General features: G+C 61.3%; 15 protein-coding genes and 4 pseudogenes. 11 read left to right on the forward strand and 8 right to left on the reverse strand.

What is annotated here, in order from left to right:
* The first annotated feature begins 342 nt into the window (after positions 1-342).
* Complete coding sequence (locus GXB81_RS25265) at positions 343-1389, forward strand: transporter (protein WP_167050303.1); 1047 nt, start codon at positions 343-345, stop codon at positions 1387-1389.
* Positions 1390-1740: 351 nt separating this feature from the next.
* On the opposite strand, the pseudogene GXB81_RS25270 reads toward GXB81_RS25265, so the two are convergent.
* Positions 1741-1893: pseudogene (locus tag GXB81_RS25270) on the reverse strand (SDR family NAD(P)-dependent oxidoreductase); the annotation flags it as partial.
* A 96-nt stretch (positions 1894-1989) separates the two neighbouring features.
* Here GXB81_RS25270 and GXB81_RS25275 point away from each other — a divergent pair.
* Both GXB81_RS25275 and GXB81_RS25280 read left to right on the forward strand, forming a co-directional pair.
* Positions 1990-3183 (forward strand): GDSL-type esterase/lipase family protein, encoded by a 1194-nt coding sequence (locus tag GXB81_RS25275; protein ID WP_205990630.1) that lies wholly within the window; start codon positions 1990-1992, stop codon positions 3181-3183.
* Between the two features lie 761 nt (positions 3184-3944).
* Complete coding sequence (locus tag GXB81_RS25280; protein ID WP_205990631.1) at positions 3945-5519, forward strand: hypothetical protein; 1575 nt, start codon at positions 3945-3947, stop codon at positions 5517-5519.
* A gap of 123 nt (positions 5520-5642) precedes the next feature.
* Here the strand turns inward: GXB81_RS25280 and GXB81_RS25285 are convergent, their stop codons facing one another.
* Positions 5643-6527, reverse strand: a complete 885-nt coding sequence (locus GXB81_RS25285) for a LysR family transcriptional regulator (protein WP_205990632.1) — start codon at positions 6525-6527, stop codon at positions 5643-5645.
* Between the two features lie 150 nt (positions 6528-6677).
* On the opposite strand from GXB81_RS25285, the gene argC reads away from it, so the two are divergent.
* Positions 6678-7607, forward strand: a complete 930-nt coding sequence (gene argC / locus GXB81_RS25290; protein ID WP_205990633.1) for an N-acetyl-gamma-glutamyl-phosphate reductase — start codon at positions 6678-6680, stop codon at positions 7605-7607.
* Positions 7608-7720: 113 nt separating this feature from the next.
* Here argC and GXB81_RS25295 read toward each other — a convergent pair whose 3' ends face one another.
* Positions 7721-8128: an SRPBCC family protein gene (locus GXB81_RS25295; RefSeq protein WP_205990634.1), complete on the reverse strand. Its 408-nt coding sequence runs from the start codon at positions 8126-8128 to the stop codon at positions 7721-7723.
* Positions 8129-8443: 315 nt separating this feature from the next.
* On the opposite strand from GXB81_RS25295, the gene GXB81_RS25300 reads away from it, so the two are divergent.
* Positions 8444-9571, forward strand: a complete 1128-nt coding sequence (locus tag GXB81_RS25300; RefSeq protein ID WP_167050316.1) for an aminotransferase class V-fold PLP-dependent enzyme — start codon at positions 8444-8446, stop codon at positions 9569-9571.
* Positions 9572-9714: 143 nt separating this feature from the next.
* Here the strand turns inward: GXB81_RS25300 and GXB81_RS25305 are convergent, their stop codons facing one another.
* From GXB81_RS25305 to GXB81_RS25320, 5 genes and pseudogenes are all read right to left on the reverse strand, one after another.
* Entirely contained in the window at positions 9715-10890 is a 1176-nt protein-coding gene (locus GXB81_RS25305) for a pilus assembly protein TadG-related protein (protein ID WP_205990635.1), read from the reverse strand.
* 10 nt (positions 10891-10900) lie between these two features.
* The gene (locus GXB81_RS25310) at positions 10901-11290 is read right to left on the reverse strand and encodes a TadE family protein (protein ID WP_345889947.1); all 390 of its coding nucleotides are present in this window, start codon (positions 11288-11290) and stop codon (positions 10901-10903) included.
* 480 nt (positions 11291-11770) lie between these two features.
* Positions 11771-11921 (reverse strand): annotated as a pseudogene (locus GXB81_RS31585) (IS5/IS1182 family transposase); the annotation flags it as partial.
* A 16-nt stretch (positions 11922-11937) separates the two neighbouring features.
* Complete coding sequence (locus tag GXB81_RS25315) at positions 11938-13317, reverse strand: alginate lyase family protein (RefSeq protein WP_167050322.1); 1380 nt, start codon at positions 13315-13317, stop codon at positions 11938-11940.
* A gap of 521 nt (positions 13318-13838) precedes the next feature.
* Complete coding sequence (locus tag GXB81_RS25320) at positions 13839-14024, reverse strand: hypothetical protein (protein WP_205193426.1); 186 nt, start codon at positions 14022-14024, stop codon at positions 13839-13841.
* 123 nt (positions 14025-14147) lie between these two features.
* Between GXB81_RS25320 and GXB81_RS25325 the strand changes: the two are divergent.
* The 6 genes and pseudogenes from GXB81_RS25325 to GXB81_RS25350 form a co-directional block, all read left to right on the forward strand.
* Positions 14148-14510: pseudogene (locus tag GXB81_RS25325) on the forward strand (BlaI/MecI/CopY family transcriptional regulator); the annotation flags it as partial.
* Positions 14494-15450: a class A beta-lactamase gene (bla, locus tag GXB81_RS25330; RefSeq protein WP_241016510.1), complete on the forward strand. Its 957-nt coding sequence runs from the start codon at positions 14494-14496 to the stop codon at positions 15448-15450. The pseudogene GXB81_RS25325 and the gene bla, both read left to right, overlap by 17 nt.
* Before the next feature lie 11 nt (positions 15451-15461).
* Entirely contained in the window at positions 15462-16664 is a 1203-nt protein-coding gene (locus tag GXB81_RS25335) for an acyltransferase (RefSeq protein ID WP_205990636.1), read from the forward strand.
* Between the two features lie 50 nt (positions 16665-16714).
* Positions 16715-17373: pseudogene (locus GXB81_RS25340) on the forward strand (LysR substrate-binding domain-containing protein); the annotation flags it as partial.
* A 182-nt stretch (positions 17374-17555) separates the two neighbouring features.
* A complete protein-coding gene (locus tag GXB81_RS25345; protein WP_205990637.1) occupies positions 17556-19055 on the forward strand; it encodes an aldehyde dehydrogenase family protein in 1500 nt (499 codons plus the stop codon).
* Positions 19056-19405: 350 nt separating this feature from the next.
* Positions 19406-21232, forward strand: a complete 1827-nt coding sequence (locus GXB81_RS25350; RefSeq protein ID WP_205990638.1) for a DUF2138 domain-containing protein — start codon at positions 19406-19408, stop codon at positions 21230-21232.
* Positions 21233-21359: the final 127 nt, after the last annotated feature.

Below are 21359 nucleotides of genomic sequence, written 5' to 3' on the forward strand. Positions count from 1 at the left end.
TCAGGCTCCTCATGCTGTAACACGGACCCCGGCTTCTCACTCTGAGTGCCGGGGTCCGGCCGTTTACGGCCCGATTCCTCCCTGTCCCTCCCCACACCACGCTCATCCCACGCCGGTGCGGCAGGCCATCCATTCTCCATCGTCTCCCGGCGCAGTTGCATTCAGTGTTGCCTAGGTCGCGCAGCCGACAAATCGCGATCTAGCGCAATCCTATGACTTCTTGGTGACAATCCAGCCATCGCGATCCGGCAATACGACGCCAGAAGCGCGGGCGTCAACCTTCTTTCAATTGGTCACGCTATGCTCACGTATTCCTCCCGGAAAGCCGGCGCTGAGTGACCTATGAAATCTGATCTGCTATTACAAACCTACGGCGCGGACCTGACCGGCATGGTCTGCGGGTTCCGCTTTACGCCAACGCATGCTGGCCAGCCGCTCGACGCGGACGAAGTCATCGCATGGTGTCGCGAGCATAAAGCGGACACGGCCGTGAAAGAGGGAGAGGGAAGCGACGAATTCCTGTGGCTGCATTTCAATCTCGCGCACAGCGCAAGCGAACGCTGGATGAGGTCACAACTCGATTTGCCGGAAACGTTCTTCGACGCATTGCGCGAAGGCTCGCATTCGACGCGGATCGAACATGCGGACGGCGCATTGCGCGCGGTCGTGAACGACGTCATATTCAACCTCGAATTCATTCCATCTGAAATCGCGACCCTCTGGATCTACGTGCATAAGCGCATCATCGTCACGGCTCGCCTCAAGCCGCTGCGTTCGATCGACCGCTTGCGCGCGTCCGTGCGCGACGGCGAGATATTCAGATCGGCCGTGGAGTTGCTGGTGCATCTGATGCGCGACCAGGCCGACCTGCTCGTGCAGATCGTCCGGCGTACCAGTGCCGACGTCGATCGGATCGAAGATCGCTTCCTGTTGCAACGTCCGACGCAAAATCGGCTCGACCTCGGCGCGATGCGCCGCACGCTGACGCGTTTGCAACGCATGCTCGCACCGGAGCCCGGTGCGATTTTCCGTCTGTTGGCAAGGCCGCCGCGCTGGCTTCATCCGGAAGACGTGCAGGACCTGCGCGAATCGACGGAAGAGTTTTCGGTCGTTCTCTCGGATGTGGCAGGTTTAATCGAGCGGGTCAGGCTGCTGCAGGAGGAAATCACCTCGCGTCTCGACGCGCAGAACAACCGCACGCTGTTCACGCTGACGCTCGTCACGGTGCTGGCGATGCCGATCAATATCGTCGCGGGCTTCTTCGGTATGAACGTCGGTGGCGTTCCGCTCGCCGAGAACAAGAATGGCTTCTGGGTGATGGTGCTGCTGGTCGCGGGCTTTACCGGCCTCGCTGGCTGGTGGGTATTTCGCCGAAGAAGAGAGCGTTAAAGAAGGGCGCGTTGAAGGAACGTGGCGCTAAAAGGAGCGTTGCCGCACGCGGCAGGTTCGGCCCGTTTTCACGGAGACCAACCCAACCGTGGCGATTCGAACTGAAACGCCGGAGTACATCGAGCAACGAAATATGATTATAGGGACGTGGCTACCTCGCATTTATGTTTGTGGGGGAAATGTTCGGGGTAACTGATGGGGTGGAGGGGAGGTATGGCGGGATGGCCGGGAAAGTTCTAAACGATGTCTATCAGGAAGAGCTCGATGAGTTCATGCGCTGGATGAAGAGAAGAAGTATGAGGTGACAACACCGTTGCTGATTGTTTTGTTCGTGCTATTCATCGGTTCGGGTGTAAGAGGCGTATCCACGAGGCCAGGTGCAACAGCATTCACACGGATATCCGGGGCGAGCGAAAGAGCACGCAGGCGGGTCACGTGGTTGAGTGCTGCCTTGGTCGCGGCATAAGGAATGGATGCACCTTTTGGCCGGACCCCGGTATTCGATCGGCTACACCGAAAGACCATTACTGACTCAAGCCCGGGTCGGCAGCCACGCACGGTTTGCTAAGATCGCTGCTCTCAAGTTGGGATCGATCATAGATGACAAACGACCGGCCGCTTTGGGTCGCTACACCCATTACCCCGGAACTGTTGCGCGGCGGCGCCGAATTGGAACAAACCAGCCGCGGACTCATACTGCACCGCCTGTCCGCTCGGGCTCGCGCTCAGTGTACAGATCCTCAACTGGCGATGGCAGAGTCGCAGCCGTCGGGTGTGCGACTGGTGTTCCGCACCCAGGCGACGGTTATTGAAATCGATGTGCTCCCGACGCGGTACATCTATGCCGGCGTCCCGCCCAGGCCGGTCGGCGTGTATGACCTGCTCGTCGATGGTCAACTGGTCCGCCAGGGCAGCGCAGTCGGCGGAGACGTCATCACGATCGACATGGCCGCCGGTACGGCTTCGAAACAGCCAGGTCCCGTCGGCACCGTCCGCTTCACCGGTTTGCCGGGCCACGACAAGCAAGTCGAGATATGGCTGCCGCACAACGAAACCACGGAGCTCGTTGCGTTGCGTACCGACGCCCGCATCGGCCTTGATGCGGATCACGGTCGAAAGGTCTGGCTGCACCACGGCAGCTCCATCAGCCAGGGTTCCAATGGCGACAGCCCCACCGGGATCTGGCCTGCGCTCGCCGCCTCGCGTGGTGGCGTGGAGCTCATTAATCTCGGCTTCGGCGGCGGCGCTTTACTCGACCCCTTCACGGCTCGGGCGATGCGAGGCACCCCGGCCAACCTGGTTAGCGTGAAAATCGGCATCAACCTCGTCAACACGGATTTGATGCGTTTGCGTGCCTTTACGCCAGCGGTTCATGGCTTTCTCGACACAATCCGCGAGGGCCATCCGACCACGCCGCTACTCGTCATTTCGCCCCTCTACTGCCCTATTCACGAGGACACGCCTGGCCCCGGCGCATTCGACCAAAGTGCGCTGGCGGCAGGAAAGGTATCGTTTCGCGCGACAGGCGACCCTGCCGAGCGTAAGGCTGGCAAGCTGACGTTGACCGTCATCCGGGGAGAATTACGGCGCATTGTGCAGCAGCGAGCCGCGGACGATCCGCACCTGCACTATCTCGATGGACTAGACCTGTACGGCCCACAGGATTTCGTCGATCTGCCGCTTCCCGACCAACTCCACCCGGATGGCCGCGCGCATCGACGCATTGGCGAGCGGTTCGCCGAGTTTGCATTCGGCTCCGATGGACCCTTCTGCGTCGAGCGCCTGGAGCTATAGGGCGAGGCAATATTTCCGGAAGCGAACATTCGAGCGGAACGCGTGAGTGTCGCTTCACGGCCGAAGCCGGTCCTGATGTCGAACTGCGAAATGCCGCTCCCGACCAACCCGCCACACCCGCTTTCCCCTCACCCAAACCATTCCAAAACCGACGATCACGCCCAGCGTAATCTTTATCGCCGTGATCGCGTCCCCAAAAGCCACGCCCGAATTCATCCCAAAGCCAGGAACGAGCAACGCCATAGCCGCCCCGTAGGCAGCGCCTTCGCGCGAAAACATGCCTGACGTCCATCGCTCTTTAGACGTTCGTCGCGTCAGACACAGAAGGCGCGGAAAAAGTAACCTCTGCCTGTCTATTCGTCAGAAAAATAAGCCTATTTCTTACCGGCCTCTAATCTCTCGTCCATTCGTTGCCGACATCCAGGAATGTCTTACCTGGAAAGGGGCAGAGAAAGAGGTAAATAATACTGAATCACCATCGCTTATTCCTTTTGGCGAATTTGGGCAAAGTCGCTCGCTTGCTGCGCCAACGCAGACCAGGTGAGCGTCGCTCCGGTAATCGAAATCCTTCCGACAAGCAGATCGATAGAACACGCGGCGCCTTGATAAACGTCTGGGCGCCGCCGCCAGATCGTGCCGTACCCGGTTGATCAGTATGCCGAATTAAAAGGTTCATTTGCATTCGGTCGCACGTGTGATTCGTGTGACCCGAGCGCGTACCTACTGAATTTTGCCGGGTCTCCCGGCTGCGGATTATTTCTGTGATCAATCGACGACAATTCCTCGGCTGCCTGACGGCGGCTGCAAGCAGTTATGTACTGGTGGCGTGTGGCGGTGGGGGCGACGACGCCCCCGAGCCTGGCGGCGGCACCAGTGCGGCCAAGGCCCAGACAAAGGCTGGGGCAACGGCGAGCCTTTCTCCCTCGATCAACGGTACGACAACGCCGCCAGCGGCGTCCATTGTCGACTCCGGCGGCAATGTGTGGACGCTCTCCAGCGGGTATATCTACAGGAACGGAACCAAGGATGCCGGCTCGTACAACGTCACTACGCTGCTGTGGTATAGCGGCAGCGTCTACCAGGAAAACACGAGCGGGGCTTTCTATCAGTGGACGGGATCGGGGTGGGTGGCCTCTCTCGATCCGCGCCTCGGGGGCACGTCGGTGGACGGCACGGTCATTCCGTCGGCGTCTTACATCATCGACAAGTCCAACAACGTCTGGACCGTTTCGAACGGCTATATCTACAGGAACAAGATCCAGGACCCGTACTCCTACAACGTCAGCCTGCTGTTGTGGTACGGCGGCCTGATTTTCCAGCGCGGAACGGGCGGGCAGTTCTATGTTCTGACCTGCAACGGCAACTGGTTGCCGTGCGCGGACCCGCGTATCGCCGCGACGGCAACGCCGGGTGCGTTCTACGGCGTGAACGGACACTACGATTATCCGTTCTCGCCCGCGCAGGTCGTCAGCGCATTGCGCTCGCTCGGGTGTACGACGTATCGCATCGGTTGCGTCAACACGCCGGCCCAGTTGAACCCCGTGATCGCCATGGCTAGCGCTTTCCAGGCCGCCGGGCTGACGCTTTTTACCCTCGTCAATTACGGGCTGCGCGACGTCAACAATGTTCTGTACACGAGTGAAGCGGCGGCCTATCAGGCTTCATTCGCAGGGGCCGCGGCAATTGCCACGGCGCTCGCGCCGTATGGCGTCACGATGTACGAATGCGGCAATGAACTGACGCGCGACCCGGCGATCATCCTGAACCCGGCCACGGCCGGCACCGGCCGTGGCGACTTCAACAATGCGAACTGGCCGATCATGCGCGGTGTCATGCGCGGCATGATCGACGGTATCAAGTCCGTGCAGCCGCACGCGAAGTGCGGCATCAACTTCTGCGTGGCGGATATCGCCGCTTCCGACATGCTCTGGGACGGTATGCAGCCGGATGGCTCGGGCGGTTACCCCCAGGTGCGCTGGGACACCACGACCTGGCACAACTATCAGGTGTATGGCGATATCTTCAATGTCGGCACGGACGGCGCCGGTCCGGGTTTCAATCTGCCGGTCTATTGCAAAGCACGCTATGGGGTGCCGTTCATGATCTCCGAATGGAACGCCAATCCTGAGCAAACCGAAACTTTCCGGGCAAGCTACGTCAGTCAGCAACTCGGCGAGTTTTATGCGGCCCGCAAGACGGTTGCGATGCAGTCGGTGATGTACTACGAATTGACGAGCGGTGACGAGACGTATGGCATCGTGACGAACAACCTGGTGCCGATCCAGCCGACTTACGGTGCGTTCAAGAGTTTTGTCGCGGCGCATCCCGACACCTGAGCCATTGCGGATACCCGAGCCGGCATTCACGATGGCGTCCGCGGCGAACACTGCGGACGCAAATCATGGCCCGGATGACCACGGCTTTTTGCTTCTGCGGGTGGCACACAAATACGACAACGCCTACGCCACTCGCAGACCCCATAACACATCGAGTACGTGTTGCGTGGAACGCTCGACGTACCCCGCGCGATGCGCGATGCCTAGCCGACGCCACAACGCGGGGCGCAGCGGACGCATGACAATGCGCTTGTCGGGTAACGGCGTGGTGGCCTCATGGGGCAGTAGTGCCGCGCCGTAACCCGCCGCGACCAGACTCTTGATCGCGTCGTTGTAGTTGAGCTGAATACGCGGCGCCGGATGGTGCCCGGCGGCCGCGAACCATTCCGCCGTCAGACGCGAGAGGCGCGTGGTCGCGTCATTGAGAATGAGCGGCTGGGCAGCGAGCCATTCGGGTGTGACGCGGGCCGGACACCGCCAATGCGCCGGCACGAAGGACATTACGGGGTCGCGGCGCCACGGCTTTATCACGAGTCCAGCCACGGGGGGCTGAGGCAGGGCGACCAGCCCGACATCCAGCGTTCCATCCGCCAGTCGCGATAGCGTTTCTTGCGAAGTCAGTACGGCCACCTGAACGTCGATGGCGGGATGGTGTTGACGCAGCACCTCAAGCGCTTGCGGCAGCAGATGCGCGATCGCGCCTGTCGACGCACCGAGCCGCGCGCGTCCTTCGAGTCCCTGCACCTGGCGTTGAATATCGTCCAAGGCCTGTTCCGCATCGGCCAGCAGCCGACGCGCGCGCTCCACCAGCACCTCGCCGATTGCCGAGGGCTTGACCTGTCCGCGCTTTCGCGACAGAAGCGGTGCCCCAATGCGGTTTTCGAGTTCGGCGATGTGGAGGCTGACCGTTGGCGGCGCCAGGTGCAATGCACGCGCCGCATCGGCGAATGAGCCACGCTCGGTAATGGCGATCAGAGTGCGCAGGCGGTCCAGGCTGATCTCTCGCATGTTCTCGTCCTAATTCAGAAAAGCTGAATATTCACGTTATGAAATTCAACTTTCTCTATTCTAGCGGTGCATGGAATATAGGGGCTTGTTCTGGCCTGTTACGACCTATAACGGCCTATAAAAACCTATAGCCAGCGGAGTATTTCACGTATGAGCTCTCCTGTTGTTTTCATCGACGGCGACCAGGGCACCACCGGGTTGCAAATCCACGAACGGCTGCGCCACCGGACCGACCTTGAACTGTTCACGCTCGCCGAAGCGGAGCGCAAAGATCCGCGGCGTCGCGCGGAAGCCATCAACGCCTGCGATATCGCCATCCTCTGTTTGCCCGACGACGCCGCGCGCGAGACCGTGCAGGCCATCGTCAATCCCGCCGTCAGGGTCATCGACGCCAGTTCCGCGCACCGCACACAGCCGGACTGGACCTACGGTTTTGCGGAAATGACGCAGGGACAGGCTGAGCGCATTGCGAACGCACGTCGGGTCACTAATCCCGGCTGCTATCCGACCGGTGCGATCGGCTTGCTGCGTCCTCTGTTGCAGGCCGGGCTCATACCCGGCAACTACCCGGTCAGCATTCATGCGGTGTCCGGCTACTCCGGACGTGGGCGTGCCGGCGTGGAAGAGCATGAGGGGCAGGGGGCCGCCGGCGCGCCCGCATACCAGGTGTATGGCCTGGAACTCGCGCACAAGCACACGCCTGAGATTCAGCAGCACGCCGGGCTCGCGCAGCGTCCCATTTTCGTCCCCGCGTATGGTGCGTTCCGTCAGGGCATCGTGCTGACAGTACCTCTGGCGTTGCGGCTGCTTGCCCCCGACGTGGATGGCGCCACGTTGCACGCATGCCTCGCGCGTCACTATGCCGAGGCGGCTCATGTGCAGGTCTTGCCGCTGCATGAATCGTGCGCCTTGAAGCACCTGGACCCGCAAACATTGAACGGTACGAACGACATGCGTTTAAGCGTGTTTCCCAATATGGAACACGGGCACGTCCTGCTGTCCGCTGTTTTCGATAATCTCGGCAAGGGCGCGTCCGGCGCCGCGGTTCAGAACCTGGACCTGATGCTCGCGCGGCAATAGGGGCTGGTGATTGGAATTAACGTTCGAGCCACACGCCTCTGCCAACAATGGTTGTCTATCTGGTCGTGGCTGGCGAATGCTTCATATTCGCCGGCTGACGCGATTGCATATGGTCAGGATGACTGTGCTTCGAGCAGTGCTTTAAGTTTGTTCAAGTCACGCACGATCCATTGCTCGTCGGCGGCAAATTTGTCGTCACTCATACCGGGTACACGGAAGAGCGTGAACTGTACTTCGCTTCCCGTACCGTTTGCGATGATCCGCATGGGTATGTAAATCTCGCTGCCGTCGGGAAGTTCGACATAATGATCGAGTACACCGTACTCGTTGGGTTCGGTGAAGCGGATCTTCGCGAGACCATTCTCGCCTTCGAAGTGCCACACGTTTCCTTCGTTGCCGAGGGGCTTGCCGAGACCCGATGCCCAGCGCGCGAACGAGGCGGGCCATGCCGTGAAGTCATAGACGTCCTTCAGGCTTCGCTGGATCGTGATGCTGATTATTTTCGATTCGGCGGTTGGCATCGTAAGGCGCTCCGAAGTGGGACGAAGTTGAGTAGATAGGCAGCGGGGGGCGGCGGACTTGCCGTGACTGCCCGCCGATTGTCGGCGATTCGGCGATGCATGTCGAACGGCCTTTCCTGGCCGAGGCCGGTCCGATCCCCGTGGCCGCGCAACTTCGCGCGTGCTCCATATAACGAACAAAAATATGCCCCCGGCGAGCAGTATTTGTGATTTGATACCGCTGCAACAGGGCAAATATGCTTTTGCTTCAGTGACAGACTGCTTTCGTTAGAATCTACGTCAGATTCTATTCTTCATCTTTTACCGGAGGCGAACGTGCCAGGTTTACTTCCCCATGTCGACCCCGATGGGCTCCTCGAATATTCCGTGGTTTACACCGACCGGTCGATCAATCATATGTCGCAACGCTTTCAGGGCGTCATGCGGGATATTTCCGGTTCCCTGAAAAAAGTCTACAACGCGAAGTCGGCCGTGATCGTTCCCGGCAGCGGGACTTTCGGCATGGAAGCCGTTGCCCGGCAGTTCGCGACGAACAGGAAGTGTCTGGTTGTCCGCAATGGCTGGTTCAGTTTCCGCTGGTCGCAGATTTTCGACATGGGCGGTATTCCGTCCGAATCGACGGTGCTGAAGGCGCGTCCCGTCGAACAGGGACGGCAGGCCGGCTATGCACCGGCGCCAATCGAAGAAGTGGTCGCCGCAATCAGGGAGCACAAGCCGGACCTGGTCTTTGCGCCGCACGTCGAAACTGCATCCGGCATGATGCTTCCCGATGCCTGGTTGCGCGCGGTGTCCGACGCCGTGCATGCCGTCGGCGGCATGTTCGTACTGGATTGCATCGCTTCCGGGACGATCTGGGTCGACATGCAAGGGAGTGGCGTCGATATCCTGATCAGCGCGCCGCAAAAGGGATGGAGCGCGTCACCCTGTTGCGCGCTGGTCATGCTGAGTCCTCTCGCCAGGGAAAGAATCGACGCGACAACCAGCACCAGTTTCGCCTGCGATCTTCGCAAATGGCTGCAGATCATGGAAGCCTACGAGAACGGCGGATTCGCGTACCACGCCACGATGCCCACAGACGGTCTCGCGACGTTGCGCGACGTGATGAAGGAAACCGAGGCATACGGTTTCGACAAGGTGAAAGCGGAGCAGATTGAACTCGGCAGGCGCATTCGCTCGCTCCTGACAGGCAAAGGTTTCAGAAGCGTGGCCGCCGAAGGCTTCCAGGCCCCGAGTGTCGTGGTCAGCTACACCGATGACGATGGCATACGATCCGGCAAGAAATTCGCCGATGCCGGCTTGCAGATCGCGCCCGGCGTTCCGCTTGAATGCGACGAGCCTGAAGATTTCAGAACCTTCCGCGTCGGATTATTCGGGCTGGACAAACTGCATGACGTCGAAGCTACGGTTGCCAGGTTCGCTAAGGCGTTGGACCGTATTCTTTAGTGTGTTTTTCCGGAGCGTGCGCGCATGGCGCGCGTCCGCACCGGAATCGTGGCTGATATGACGCGCGCGGCAATGCCTTGTCTTTACGGTGGCCGCGCTATTTCTCAGGCGGCTCTGTTTGCCACGACGTGTCTATTGCAAAGTTACTGCACCAGCCGAGGCATCATGATCGTCCCATAGTCGGGGCCGATGCCGTCCATCTGGCTGTTTTTGCAGTAGTTGGGGTCGTTGCCCATCTGAACGGTGATAACCGCGTTGGAGCCGCTGCCTGTTTCGTTGAGGATATGCAGGCACCCGAATGCGACTATCGGCAGCGTGCTCCCTTGTGCCCCCGTGACGTTACTCACCACCGCGACCGTCACCCAGGCACAACTACCGGCTGTACCCGCCGCGACCTGGCTGCAGGTTGCAACATTATGGAATGCATTGCTATTCAGGCCCGTTTCAATATAAATCGGTTGGCCGATAGACATCGGACTCGCATTTCCGCTCGTCATTAACCCGACAACGGAGCTGGAACCAATCTGCGCATTGGCAGAGGAGAGCGAGGTCCATTGCCCCGCGTCGCAATTGGCAGCCTGGTAAGATGCCCTGATCCCGAAGATGTACGGTTGCCCGACCGTCTGCACGATAGGCGTGCCATTGTTCGCCGCCTGGGGATCGGTTGTACTGGTCGCGAGTTTGGACGAGTTGGTCGACGAATTCCAGTAGGAGTCGTAGAGGCATTGCGACATCACCAGCGGAAACAGCGCCCCAATCTCGGCCGTTCCCGGACTGGCCACGACCGCCGTCGCCGTCGCACTCGTATTCAGCGACTTGATGTTCAGTACCTGCGCCAGGTACACCGGAACGGACCCGTTGGAGTCGGTCCCGTCCTTGTGGACCGTCACCTGGACCGCCGGCACGATGTTTCCGCTCGCGACCGGCGAGGTTGCCTGCGAGACGCCGTTCGCAACATCGGTGACGTCCACATAGCCGGTACTGACATCCGACGATTGCAGTTGCGCGGCGGCTCCCTGGACGTTGTTCGAGGGGCCGAACGAAACAGCTTCGGTCTGCGAGTCGCTCCAATCCGGATTGGCGGCGTTCGCGTTGTTGCAACTGTGAGCGTATAGGCACTGGGCCCCGGCCAGTGCCGCGGCGTCGGCGGCCGTCTGAGCCTGAGCGCGGGCCAGCATCAGGTTGCCAATGTCGATCGCGAGCGCCGCGAAGCCGAGGAGTACGAGCAGCAGCAGGGCGAACATGATGGCCCCCACGCCCTTTTGCTTCCTGATCGATTTTGCGCGGCGCGGAGTATGCACGGCATGGACGTTACTCATGATGTTCGTCCTATTCGTTGTTCATCGTGGCCGTGGAGCTCAAGGTGATCGGTCCGGTTAGCGGGTTCACCAGGGCGCCGAGAACCAGCCCCGTGAACGTATAGGAGACCTTGACGGCCAATGCCGTGCCGAACCCACCGCCCGCGTTCGTCACCGAGACCGACGGCGTGGGCTTTTGCGCCGCAAACGAAATCAGGTACGAGGACGTATAGTTGGTCACGACGTTCGTGATGTCCGTCGTCGAGGGCCTCGGGTTCGTAAGCACGATGCCCGCTCGCGCGCCCTCTCGGGCCGCGTTGGTGATGATCGCCGTGTCGTACAGGACCAGGCCGAATTCGATGATGCCGAACACAACCAGCAGCAGGATCGGCAGGACGAGCGCGACCTCGATGGCAGCCACGCCTTTTTGCTTTTTTTTCAGGCTCATCATTTGACTCCGTGTGCGTTCACACAGCATTCACCGGCAGGACCTGCCACACTAAAGTAGGCGCTCTGCTCCGAACGCCGATTCGGTGGACGCGATCCCGGATTTCGCAAAGACGCGGCTAGTGCGAGGGAATCGAAATGGGAGTGACTGAACCGTCACGAGCCAACGCATATCGGGTTAACACCGATGACGTGGCCGGCCTGAAACAGGATGGAGTTGCGACGGTATGCTTCGCTTGATATCTCATAGTGCCCCCCGACGTTATGAGTCACGCCCTGTTTGGATTGCTGGGTATGAAGGGCGTGGGTAAGCCATCTCGTTGTAATTTTTGGCTTCCGTTTGTACGCAGAATAGGCGACGAATCGGGAGAGGGATGAGTGGTTCCGCACAGTTCTTCGACAATAAACTTTCGCGTGTCTGGTGTCCTTCGGGCGTGCCTCGTGGCCGGTTCAAAAAAAGCTGCTCTCTGCGCCCGCGGATGTTCCCGCAGACGAGAGAGCAGCCAGGTTTGACAAAGCGCTTCGTGGATGTCGGCCCGATGTTCGATGCGAACGCGGAGCCGACGAAAATGATGAAGCCGCGATGCTATCTATTCGATGACGAAAAGACGCTGCCGATGGTCAATCGATGGGATTGGACGGACTGTCGCCATCCGTCAGGACTTCCCATTGTATTTCGTGATCGGTGGGATTCTGGAAAGGAATGACGACGTTAGAGATATAAGTGTGCGTCGAGGGCAGTGCCATCCCCATACGATTTGCGTAGGCATTGTAGGCCCGCATCATCGTCGGCTTGGTGTCGTACTGGAATTGATCTGCCGGCGTGCCGCTGCTGCACAACGAGCCGAATAGTCCTCCTGGCGCGGTAACGAGATCATCGTTCTTGTGACCCGCACTTCCATTCAGCAAATTCGCATTGAATTCGAGTGCCGTGGTCAGACGGGAAGCTTCTGCCGCATAGAGATCCGTGCCTTGAATATAGGCGGTTTCCGCTGCGTTGAAGGTCGCGCCCATGCCGTATTGGGCGTGCCCGAGATCCCGACACGTTTCCTGCGTGACGCCGCTCACCACCGAATCGAATACCGTTTGACCATTCCAGAGCGAGAGGGTGGCCTGGCGGCAGGTCGGACCGCAGGTATTGGTGGGCGAATTACCGCTCGGGCTGCCGGGGAACGTGACAGGCGCATTGCCGTCGAGCGACGCATTGTAGTAGTACGCGGGAATCCACTTTTTCCATTGCGCAACGGCGTCGTCAAACAAGGCCCGGTCGTTGGTGAAAACCGCAATGTCGATCATGCCATCGATCATGGAGAGCTTCCAGTTGCCCTCTGTCGCGTAGCCGTTGACGCCGTTGATATCCGGCAGATACTGCGTCTTCAGCATGGTCTCGAATGCCTGGGCGTCGGACTCGGACCACCCGCTATACGTGTATCGAATGATTTCGGCGGCTGCCGGAAAAACTTCCGCATTCCAGGCTGCTTCCAGTGGGCCATTGAATCCACTATGTCCGGCTGTCAGATTCTTTGCATAGAAGTTCAGGATCGACACCGTATTTTTTGCATAGGTCTCGTCTCCTGTGAAATACCACATCAACGCCTGGGCATAGGCGGCTGCCGCATCGGCTTTTTCCGCATTGCACCCATGGTCAACGGATGACACGGCGCCACAGCTAATATTTCCGTCAGTCAGCGTACCTGCCACCGTGTAAGACGCCGAGGCCGACTGGCTGTTTTTCAATTTATTGAATTCATTGACGAACAGTGGATTATTGGCGGCAATTTGCGCCTTCACATAATCGAGCCGTGCCTTCGTTGTCAGAATCCCCGGATGTTTAAATGCCACGACGGCATCCGGCGGCGTGGTCGGGGCTGTGTCGCCCGAGTTGCCGGGCGTGCTGGCGGTGTCGCTGGGCGCCACCGAATTTCCTCCACCGCAGGCACTCAGCATGAGCAGCGCGGCACAGCAAAGCGGCATTTTTGATCGGATAATTCTCTGCAGCATATTTTCTCCATGAATCGTTTTGTTATACATATTTCGGACCATGCGGCTGCGCAATGAAGCGCATTGAGTCTCGGCCGCCGTCACGATCTGCTACGAGCCCGCCCAGCTATTCCTGGTGTCGGGCTCACCGCCCCGTTGTGCACGAGGGAACCGGGCCGTTGCGCTATCGGGCGCAAGCGCTCGGTTAACCTCGGCGTACCATTAGGTATCCTTTTTTATTTATCGGCAGTCAGGCGACGAGAAGCGTGCCGGTCATCTGGCCGTATCACGCGGTACTGATGCGCCAGTCCTGCAGTACGGCTAGCGCAATCTTTTGAATCTGACGGTCATGTCAGGGCTCTCTCAGGTCAATTGCTCGTCGGCGCTAATTAGCCAGGATCGATTATTGTTATCAGTTATATGATGACATAAATCCTACAAATAATTACGCTATGCGTACAGGTGGGGATTACCCGCATCCCGGACTGCACTGTGAATAACGGGTTTTCGAAAGTGGTGACTGCGACCGTATCGTTGAGAATTCAAACGGTCGTTATGTTGTCTGATGAGAGATGACTATTGGGGCGGCCGATTATCAAATGCCCCGCGATCGTTGCCGCCAGATTCAACCCGCTATCGGCGGGCAGAATTTTGCCGGTCGAATAATCCGCTGCGACGAGCAGCGAAACCGCCTGCACGATGTTTTCCGGGCTAGCCGCCCAACGCATTGGCGCACGCTCTTTACATACTTAGGAGCGGCATTCGATGTAGAAAATTTGTTCTAGACAAATTATTCTACGTCCCGCCGCTCTACTCGTTGAGGTTTCGTCACGGCCAAGACCGCCGCTCCATCGAGGCCGACCGCGGCCGAGCTCGATCTCCTGCGGGTTCTATGGTCGATCGGGCCCGCCACCGTCAAGCAGGCTCATCAGGCCATGCAGGTCGAACGCACGGAGATCACCTATGCGACCGTATTGCGCCAGATGCAGGTCATGCATGCGAAGGGGTTGCTGACGCGTGACGAGAGCGAGCGCTCTCACGTCTACGCCCCGGCGCAGAGTCAGAACACGCTGCAAACCAGTCTGTTGAAGGAACTGATCCACAAGGCGTTTTCCGGATCGGGCAAGGCACTCGTGATGGCCGCCTTGCGCAAACACGTTACCCGGGCGGAACGCGACGAGATTCGCAAGTTTCTGCATGGAGACGAAAAGTGATGCCTCTTTCCTGGGTTCTCATTCAGGCTTTGAGGTGGGCGCTTCTGAATTCTGTCTGGACCTACCCGTGACTCACTCGATCACACGCCGAAAACTGTTGATTGAACTACCCCTGCTCGCTGGCATGGGCGTCGTACCCGCGCTGCGCGCGGCTGAATCGCCGATAGCCGACATCGAGCGCCGGTTTGGCGGCCGCTTCGGCGTGTTCGCCATCGACACGGGCTCGGGGCATACGCTGAGCCATCGCGCCGACGAACGCTTCCTGATGTGCAGCACATTCAAGGGGCTTCTCGCGGCGCAGATACTGTCGCGCGTCGATCGCGGCGAAGAGCGGCTCGAGCGCCTCGTCCACTATACGGAGAAGGACCTCATTTTCACGTCGCCCGTGACTAAGGCCAACGTCGCGCGCGGTGCGTTGCCGGTCGACACGCTCTGTCAGGCCATTCTGGAAGAGAGCGACAACACGGCCGCCATCCTGTTGATGAGAAGCGCCGGCGGCCCCGCTGCGCTGACGCGATTCGTTCGCGGGCTAGGCGACACCGTCACCCGTTCGGATCGCTACGAGCCCGACTCGAATCACGCGAGCGGCGTGCTCGACACCACCACGCCGAGGGCCATCGTCACGGTTGCCCGCAGCCTTCTGCTGGGCGATGTGCTGAGTGTCGCGTCGCGCGTGCGCCTGGAGCACGCGATGATTGCCTGCAAACCGGGGCTCAACAGGATTCGCGCGGCGTTGCCCGCGAATTGGCAGGCAGCGGCCCGGCCCGGCACCCGTGTCGAAAGCGAGACCAACGATTACGCGCTCGTGCGCCCGCCCGGACGCGCTCCGTTGCTCGTCGCCGCCTACTACGATGCGCCGGGCGTCGGCATGGAAACGCGCGAGACCGTCCTGCGCGAAGCGGGCAAGGCATTCGTGCAATGGGCCACGAGCGCAGCGTGACGAACGGCGGCATGCGGAACCGGAGAGTCGATCTGCTTCGGGGCGTCTCGATACTCCTCGTGCTGTTTCACCACTTCAATATCGCCTACCCGCTGAATGACACGTCGCTCGCACGCGTATTCGGATGGGACGCCGTGCGCGCCGTTGCCCGCAATGGCAACTACGGGGTCACGATGTTCTTCGTCATCTCGGGCTATCTGATTACCACGAACGCCAATCGTCGCTGGGCCGGTCCCGGCCAGGTCGATGTCCGGACGTTCTACGGCCTGCGTCTCGCGCGCATCGTTCCGTGTCTGCTATTGCTGCTGGCTGTCGTCAACACGCTGGCGATGGCCGGCATCGCCATCTTCCAGAACCATGTGCTGGCCGGCGGGCCCGCTTCTGCGTCCGCTTCTATGCCTGCTTCTACGCCCATTTCTCTCTGGCTCGTCGATCTGGCGTCCCTGACCTTCTGGATGAACGTGCTGATCGGCGCGCACGGCTGGACCAACTATCCATTGGGCGTGTTGTGGTCGCTGTCGGTCGAAGAGATGTTTTACCTGTCGTTTCCGCTGCTCTGCCTCGTCTTGCGGCGGGAGTCCCGGCTGCTGATTTTCTGGCTCGCGATCATTCTCGGCGGCCCTGTCTACCGGAGCTTTCATCAAGGCGATGAGGGCGGTTATCTCTACGCGTACTTCGCCTGCTTCGACGCGATCGCAATCGGCTGCTGCACGGCGCTGCTGGCCCGGCGGATCGTGTGGCGCGGCCGCACGCGGACCGTGTTGCCGTGGCTTGCGGCGGCAGCCATGACGTTCGTCTATCTGTCTCAGCCGATCCGCGACGGCAACGTGCTCGGCGTCACGGCGATGGCTCTCGGCACCGCGGTTCTGCTGCTTGCCGCGCACGATCGCGAGGACGGGCTCCCCATTCGATGCGCGCGCGTGTCGGCGGCATGCGAATGGTTCGGCAGACTGAGCTACGAGCTTTATCTGTTTCACCTCATCGTGCTCGGTCTGCTGCGGACGATCTTTCCGCCATCGCAGGTGACGGGCGACGCGAAGCTGATGCTGCTGACCGGCTATCTGCTGCTTGCCGCCTGGCTCGGCGCGTCGATTCAACGGCTCTACGCGGAGCCGTTGAATCGACGCATCCGGCAGCGGCTGGTGGCGCGGCGTTCGGGCGAGTCGAACGACCCGAACGACTCGAACGACCGCTGCCGCCGCACACCCGGTTAAGATGGCCCTTGGTTCCGCGAGCGCGTTCCCGCGCCTTATCTGCCGCCATCATGCATTTCGATTTCGTGGATTTGCGTCTGCTGCTTCATATCGCCGATACGCAGAATCTCGCGCGCGCCGCGGAGCGCGCGCATCTGTCGGCGCCGGCTGCCAGCAACCGGGTCAAGAATCTCGAGGAGCAACTCGGCTTCAAGCTGCTGTATCGAACGAGCCAGGGCGTCACGCTGACGCCCGCGGGCGAGGCCTTCGTGCATCATGCGCGGCTCGTGCTCGAACGCGTCGAGCATCTGGCCGGCGACATGCAGGAGTACGGCGAGGGCATCGAGGGCCACGTGCGCATCTGGGCCAACACGACCGCGATCAGCGAGTTCATGCCGGCCGTGCTCAGTCGTTTCCTGCGCGATCATCCCGACGTCAACATCGATCTTCGCGAGGTAGTGAGCGGCGAGATCGTCAAGGGCGTTGCGGATAGCGCGACCGATATCGGCATCGTCGCGGGCAACGTGCATGCCGGGCCTCTGGAGATGCTGCCGTATCGCGACGATCGCCTCGTGCTCGTCACGTCGCGCGACCATCCGCTTGCGAAGCGGGCGTCGGTCGATTTCTCGCAGGTGCTGAGCGCGAACTTCGTGAGCCTGCCCACGTCGAGCGCGATTCGTTCATCATGAGCGCCGCCGATGCGCTCGGCGCGCGTCTCAAGTTGCGCATCCGGGCGCGCACGGACAGCCGTAGCCCGCCTCGCATTGGTCCACTAAAGTTTCCATCTGGAAACATTGCCATGCGCGGCTGACCAACAATCCTCACGGAAACCCCTTCTTGCTGCCATAAAAACCCGCGTGTATAGTTTCCGAACTTACTCTTGTTTCGTATCGGAAATAAAAAGGGGTTCATATGGACGCGTCCACCATCCTCGCCGATCTCGGCATTGCTCACGCGGCGCAAGCAGGCGACATCGCGGTTCATTCGCCGATTACGGGCGAGCTGATCGGCCGCGTGGCCAGCAACACGGCGGCCGAAGTCGATGCGGCGCTCGCCCGGGCGAACGACGCCTTCGCCGCGTGGCGCAACGTGCCCGCGCCGCGTCGCGGCGAGCTGGTGCGGCTGCTCGGCAAGCGTCTGCGCGAGCGCAAGCAGGCGCTCGGCGCGCTTGTCTCGCTCGAAACCGGCAAGATCCTGCAGGAAGGCATGGGCGAAGTGCAGGAAATGATCGACATCTGCGATTTCGCGGTCGGTCTGTCGCGCCAGCTGTACGGCCTGACGATCGCGTCCGAGCGGCCCGGTCACCGGATGGCGGAATCGTGGCATCCGCTCGGCACCTGCGTCGTGATCTCGGCGTTCAATTTTCCGGTGGCGGTGTGGTCGTGGAATGCGGCGCTCGCGCTCGTGTGCGGCAACGCGGTGATCTGGAAGCCGTCGGAAAAGACGCCGCTCACGGCGCTGGCGGTGAGCCGCATTCTCGACGACGCGCTCGAGGAATTCGGCGACGCGCCGGCCGGCCTCGCCGCGCTCGTCAACGGTGGCCGTGAGGTGGGCGAAAAGCTCGTGGCCGATTCGCGCGCGTCGCTCGTCAGCGCGACGGGCAGCACGGAAATGGGCCGCAAGGTCAGCGTCGAAGTGGCGAAGCGCTTCGGCCGCGCGCTGCTCGAACTCGGCGGCAACAACGCGGGCATCGTTACGCAAACGGCCGACCACGAACTCGCGCTGCGCGGCATCCTGTTCTCGGCGGTCGGCACGGCCGGACAGCGTTGCACGACGCTGCGGCGTCTGTTCGTGCATGACAGCGTGTACGACAAGACCGTCGAGCGGCTCAAGCAGTTGTATAGCCGCGTGCCGATCGGCAACCCGCTCGACAAGGGCACGCTGATGGGGCCGCTGATCGACCGCCAGGCGTTCGAGCGCATGCAGGAAGCGCTGCGGCAGGCGCGGGCCGAGGGTGGCGCAGTGTCCGGCGGCGAGCGCGTCGACGTGAAGGGTTATGAGGGCGGCTACTACGTGCGGCCGGCGATCGTCGAGATGCCCGCGCAAACGGCGGTCGTGCTGAAGGAAACCTTCGCGCCGATTCTCTACGTGCTGCGCTACAGCGATTTCGCCGCTGCTGTCGACGCGAACAATGCCGCGCATCACGGTCTGTCGTCGTGCGTGTTCACGAACGATCTGCGCGAGGCGGAACGTTTCCTGTCCGCGTCGGGCAGCGATTGCGGCATCGCCAACGTCAATATCGGGCCGAGCGGCGCGGAGATCGGCGGCGCGTTTGGCGGCGAGAAGGAAACCGGCGGTGGCCGCGAGTCGGGCTCGGATGCGTGGAAGGCTTATATGCGTCGCGCGACCAATACCGTCAATTACTCGTCGGCGTTGCCGCTGGCGCAGGGTATCGACTTCAGCCTCGACTGAATAAGTGCCCGAAAAAATGAAACGCGCGCTTGAGTTGTTTTGAGTTCGGTAATAAATCTTTAAACCATAGCGAAGCGGCGTGGCATGAAATAACCCGGCGAGCATAGCGTGTGCGGCCGGGTTTTTTATGCGCAGGCCCGCTTGACGGGAAATAAAAATCGGCCCCATGCCGAAATATTTTTCATTGGCAATCGACCGTGCGCAACTGATGGTTAAATGCCAACAGCATGCGGGTTTTATTCAAAGATATCGGTTATCATCGCCCGGCATCAATATCCGCTGCCGCAGGTTTCCAATTCCGCGCGGCATCGGCGTTAATAGCGTCGCGTCGAACCAGAAGAAGAAATCAGATGAAGATCTCGCGAAAAAAGCTGGTAATCCTGAGCGTCGGTCTTCTGGTCGTGGCCGGCATCATCGTGCAGGCGGTATGGCGTCCGTTCGCGCATCGCAAGGCCGCGCAAAACAACGCCGTCGTCCTCGATATTCACCATCCCGATGCAGTGATCGACAGCGAAGCGCTGTCGCGTCTGCCGCGCGACATCGTGCGCGTGCCGTTGCTGCACGACGTGCTCACGCAAGATTTCGTCGACTACTACGAAGCGGACCCGACGCGCCTGTCCGCCGAAGGCGCGCTGCGGCGTCTCGCGTTCGAGCATCAACTGGACTGGCGCGACGAACTGCTGCGCCGCGTATTCGACGAACCCGCGCATGTGCTGCTGTGGCGTTTGCCCGATGGCCGGCTCGGCAACTGGGTGATGTCGATCCATCGCAATGGCCTCGCGAAGCTGCTGCAAGGGCTCGGCAACGTCGCCGCGAGCGACGCGCAACTGAGCCAGGTCGCGAAGCTCCCGGGCGACGTGCCGGTCTATGCGCTGAAGCTCGCGGTCGGCCGCACGCTGCTGTTCGCGGCGAAGGACGATCGGCTCGTCGTGCTGTCGGCGCCCGGCTTGCTGCTCGACGAAAAGGGCGGCCTGATCGGCGAGCGCGCCGATGCGGTGTCGGAGATGCTGTCGTCGGGTCGCGACGAGGCGGCGCGCGCATACCGGCTCGATAGCTCGGGCGATGCAGCGGGTGACACAACGGGCGACGCAACGAAGGGCCATCGGATCGTCGTCTCGGCCAATTACCTGTCGTTCGGTTATCAGGCGTTTTTCTCCGGCATCGACGCGTTGCGCTTCGACTTCGCGCCGGATGCCTCGTCGAACGGCAACGGCGCCACGGCATGGAAAACCTGGGCGCTGATCGATCCCGACAAGCTGCCGCAGAAATGGAACAGCGCGGACCTGTGGCGCGTGCTGCCGGCCAATCCGGCGGCTTGCGCGAGCTTGCCGGCCGACTGGAGCGATGCGGCGGCGCTGCTCGCGAAGGTCACCGACGGCGGCGCGCAAGGCGCGGCCGCGCTCGGCGATCAGCTGGCGGGGCCTGCGGCGGTTTGCTGGTACGCGAAGTCGACGCTGCTCGCGCCGGTGTTCGTGGCCCGCGTGAAGTCGCAGGACGCGGCCGGCAGCGTCGCCTTGAAGACCGCGCTCGGCAAGACCTTCGGCGACGTGATCGGCGCGTACGAAGCGAAGGCCGCCGCAGATGGCGCGGCGGCGGGCTATCGTCGTCTGCCGGTCACGATGCGCGAGCAGGGCGCCGACGTTGTCGTGTGGCAGCGGCCGGTCAGTGCGCGATCGGGCACCGCATTGAGCAGCAAGGCATCGTTCGCGGCGCAGTTGTCGGCGGAGCGTTATTTCCCGGTGACGCTCGCGCTCGCGCATGGTTACGTGATCTTCTCGCCGGACGGCCGCCTCGTCGACGACACGCTTGCGGTGCTCGACAAGCGCTACCCCGCGCTCGCCGATACGCTCGCGCCGCAGCGTCTGCCGCGCACGATTCTGACGCTGACGCCGTCGTCCGCCGCCGCGCTGATCGAGCGCGAGGCCGGCGCCGCGTTGCCACCCGATCAGGAGGCGGTGTTCCGCAACGCGTCGCGCACGCATCTGGTGCCGAAGCTGCATGCGCTCGCGCACTATCCGCCCGTGTCGCTGACCTTGCCGCAGAGCTTGCCGGGTTCGGCGGGCTGGGTGCCGGTGGAGTGGTGGTTCGATCGCGCGCAGGGCGATGCCGGTGCGCATGCCGCAACGGACGGCGCGCCGGCAGCGCCGGCGGATCAACCCGGCGCCGGGGCCGACTGACGTGGGCCGGGTTCGCTCGCAGACCGTGGCCGTGCCGCCGGGCACGGCGCATCATCGGTTCTGGCCTGCGCGGATGGCGTCGCCGCTTGCGCGGACAAGCGCCCCATCCTGCGCGCGCGCGCTCCCG

It is taken from the genome of Paraburkholderia sp. Ac-20336 (assembly GCF_017105025.1).
Classification (GTDB): Bacteria; Pseudomonadota; Gammaproteobacteria; order Burkholderiales; family Burkholderiaceae; genus Paraburkholderia.

Coding starts and splice junctions, on each gene's coding strand:
- argC (WP_205990633.1), top strand. CDS start 6,678: ATGAGCTCTCCTGTTGTTTTCATCGACGGCGACCAGGGCACCACCGGG.
- GXB81_RS25305 (WP_205990635.1), bottom strand. CDS start 10,890: ATGAGTAACGTCCATGCCGTGCATACTCCGCGCCGCGCAAAATCGATC.
- GXB81_RS25275 (WP_205990630.1), top strand. CDS start 1,990: ATGACAAACGACCGGCCGCTTTGGGTCGCTACACCCATTACCCCGGAA.
- GXB81_RS25285 (WP_205990632.1), bottom strand. CDS start 6,527: ATGCGAGAGATCAGCCTGGACCGCCTGCGCACTCTGATCGCCATTACC.
- GXB81_RS25315 (WP_167050322.1), bottom strand. CDS start 13,317: ATGCTGCAGAGAATTATCCGATCAAAAATGCCGCTTTGCTGTGCCGCG.
- GXB81_RS25345 (WP_205990637.1), top strand. CDS start 17,556: ATGGACGCGTCCACCATCCTCGCCGATCTCGGCATTGCTCACGCGGCG.
- GXB81_RS25335 (WP_205990636.1), top strand. CDS start 15,462: ATGCGGAACCGGAGAGTCGATCTGCTTCGGGGCGTCTCGATACTCCTC.
- GXB81_RS25320 (WP_205193426.1), bottom strand. CDS start 14,024: ATGCGTTGGGCGGCTAGCCCGGAAAACATCGTGCAGGCGGTTTCGCTG.
- GXB81_RS25265 (WP_167050303.1), top strand. CDS start 343: ATGAAATCTGATCTGCTATTACAAACCTACGGCGCGGACCTGACCGGC.
- bla (WP_241016510.1), top strand. CDS start 14,494: ATGGAGACGAAAAGTGATGCCTCTTTCCTGGGTTCTCATTCAGGCTTT.
- GXB81_RS25350 (WP_205990638.1), top strand. CDS start 19,406: ATGAAGATCTCGCGAAAAAAGCTGGTAATCCTGAGCGTCGGTCTTCTG.
- GXB81_RS25295 (WP_205990634.1), bottom strand. CDS start 8,128: ATGCCAACCGCCGAATCGAAAATAATCAGCATCACGATCCAGCGAAGC.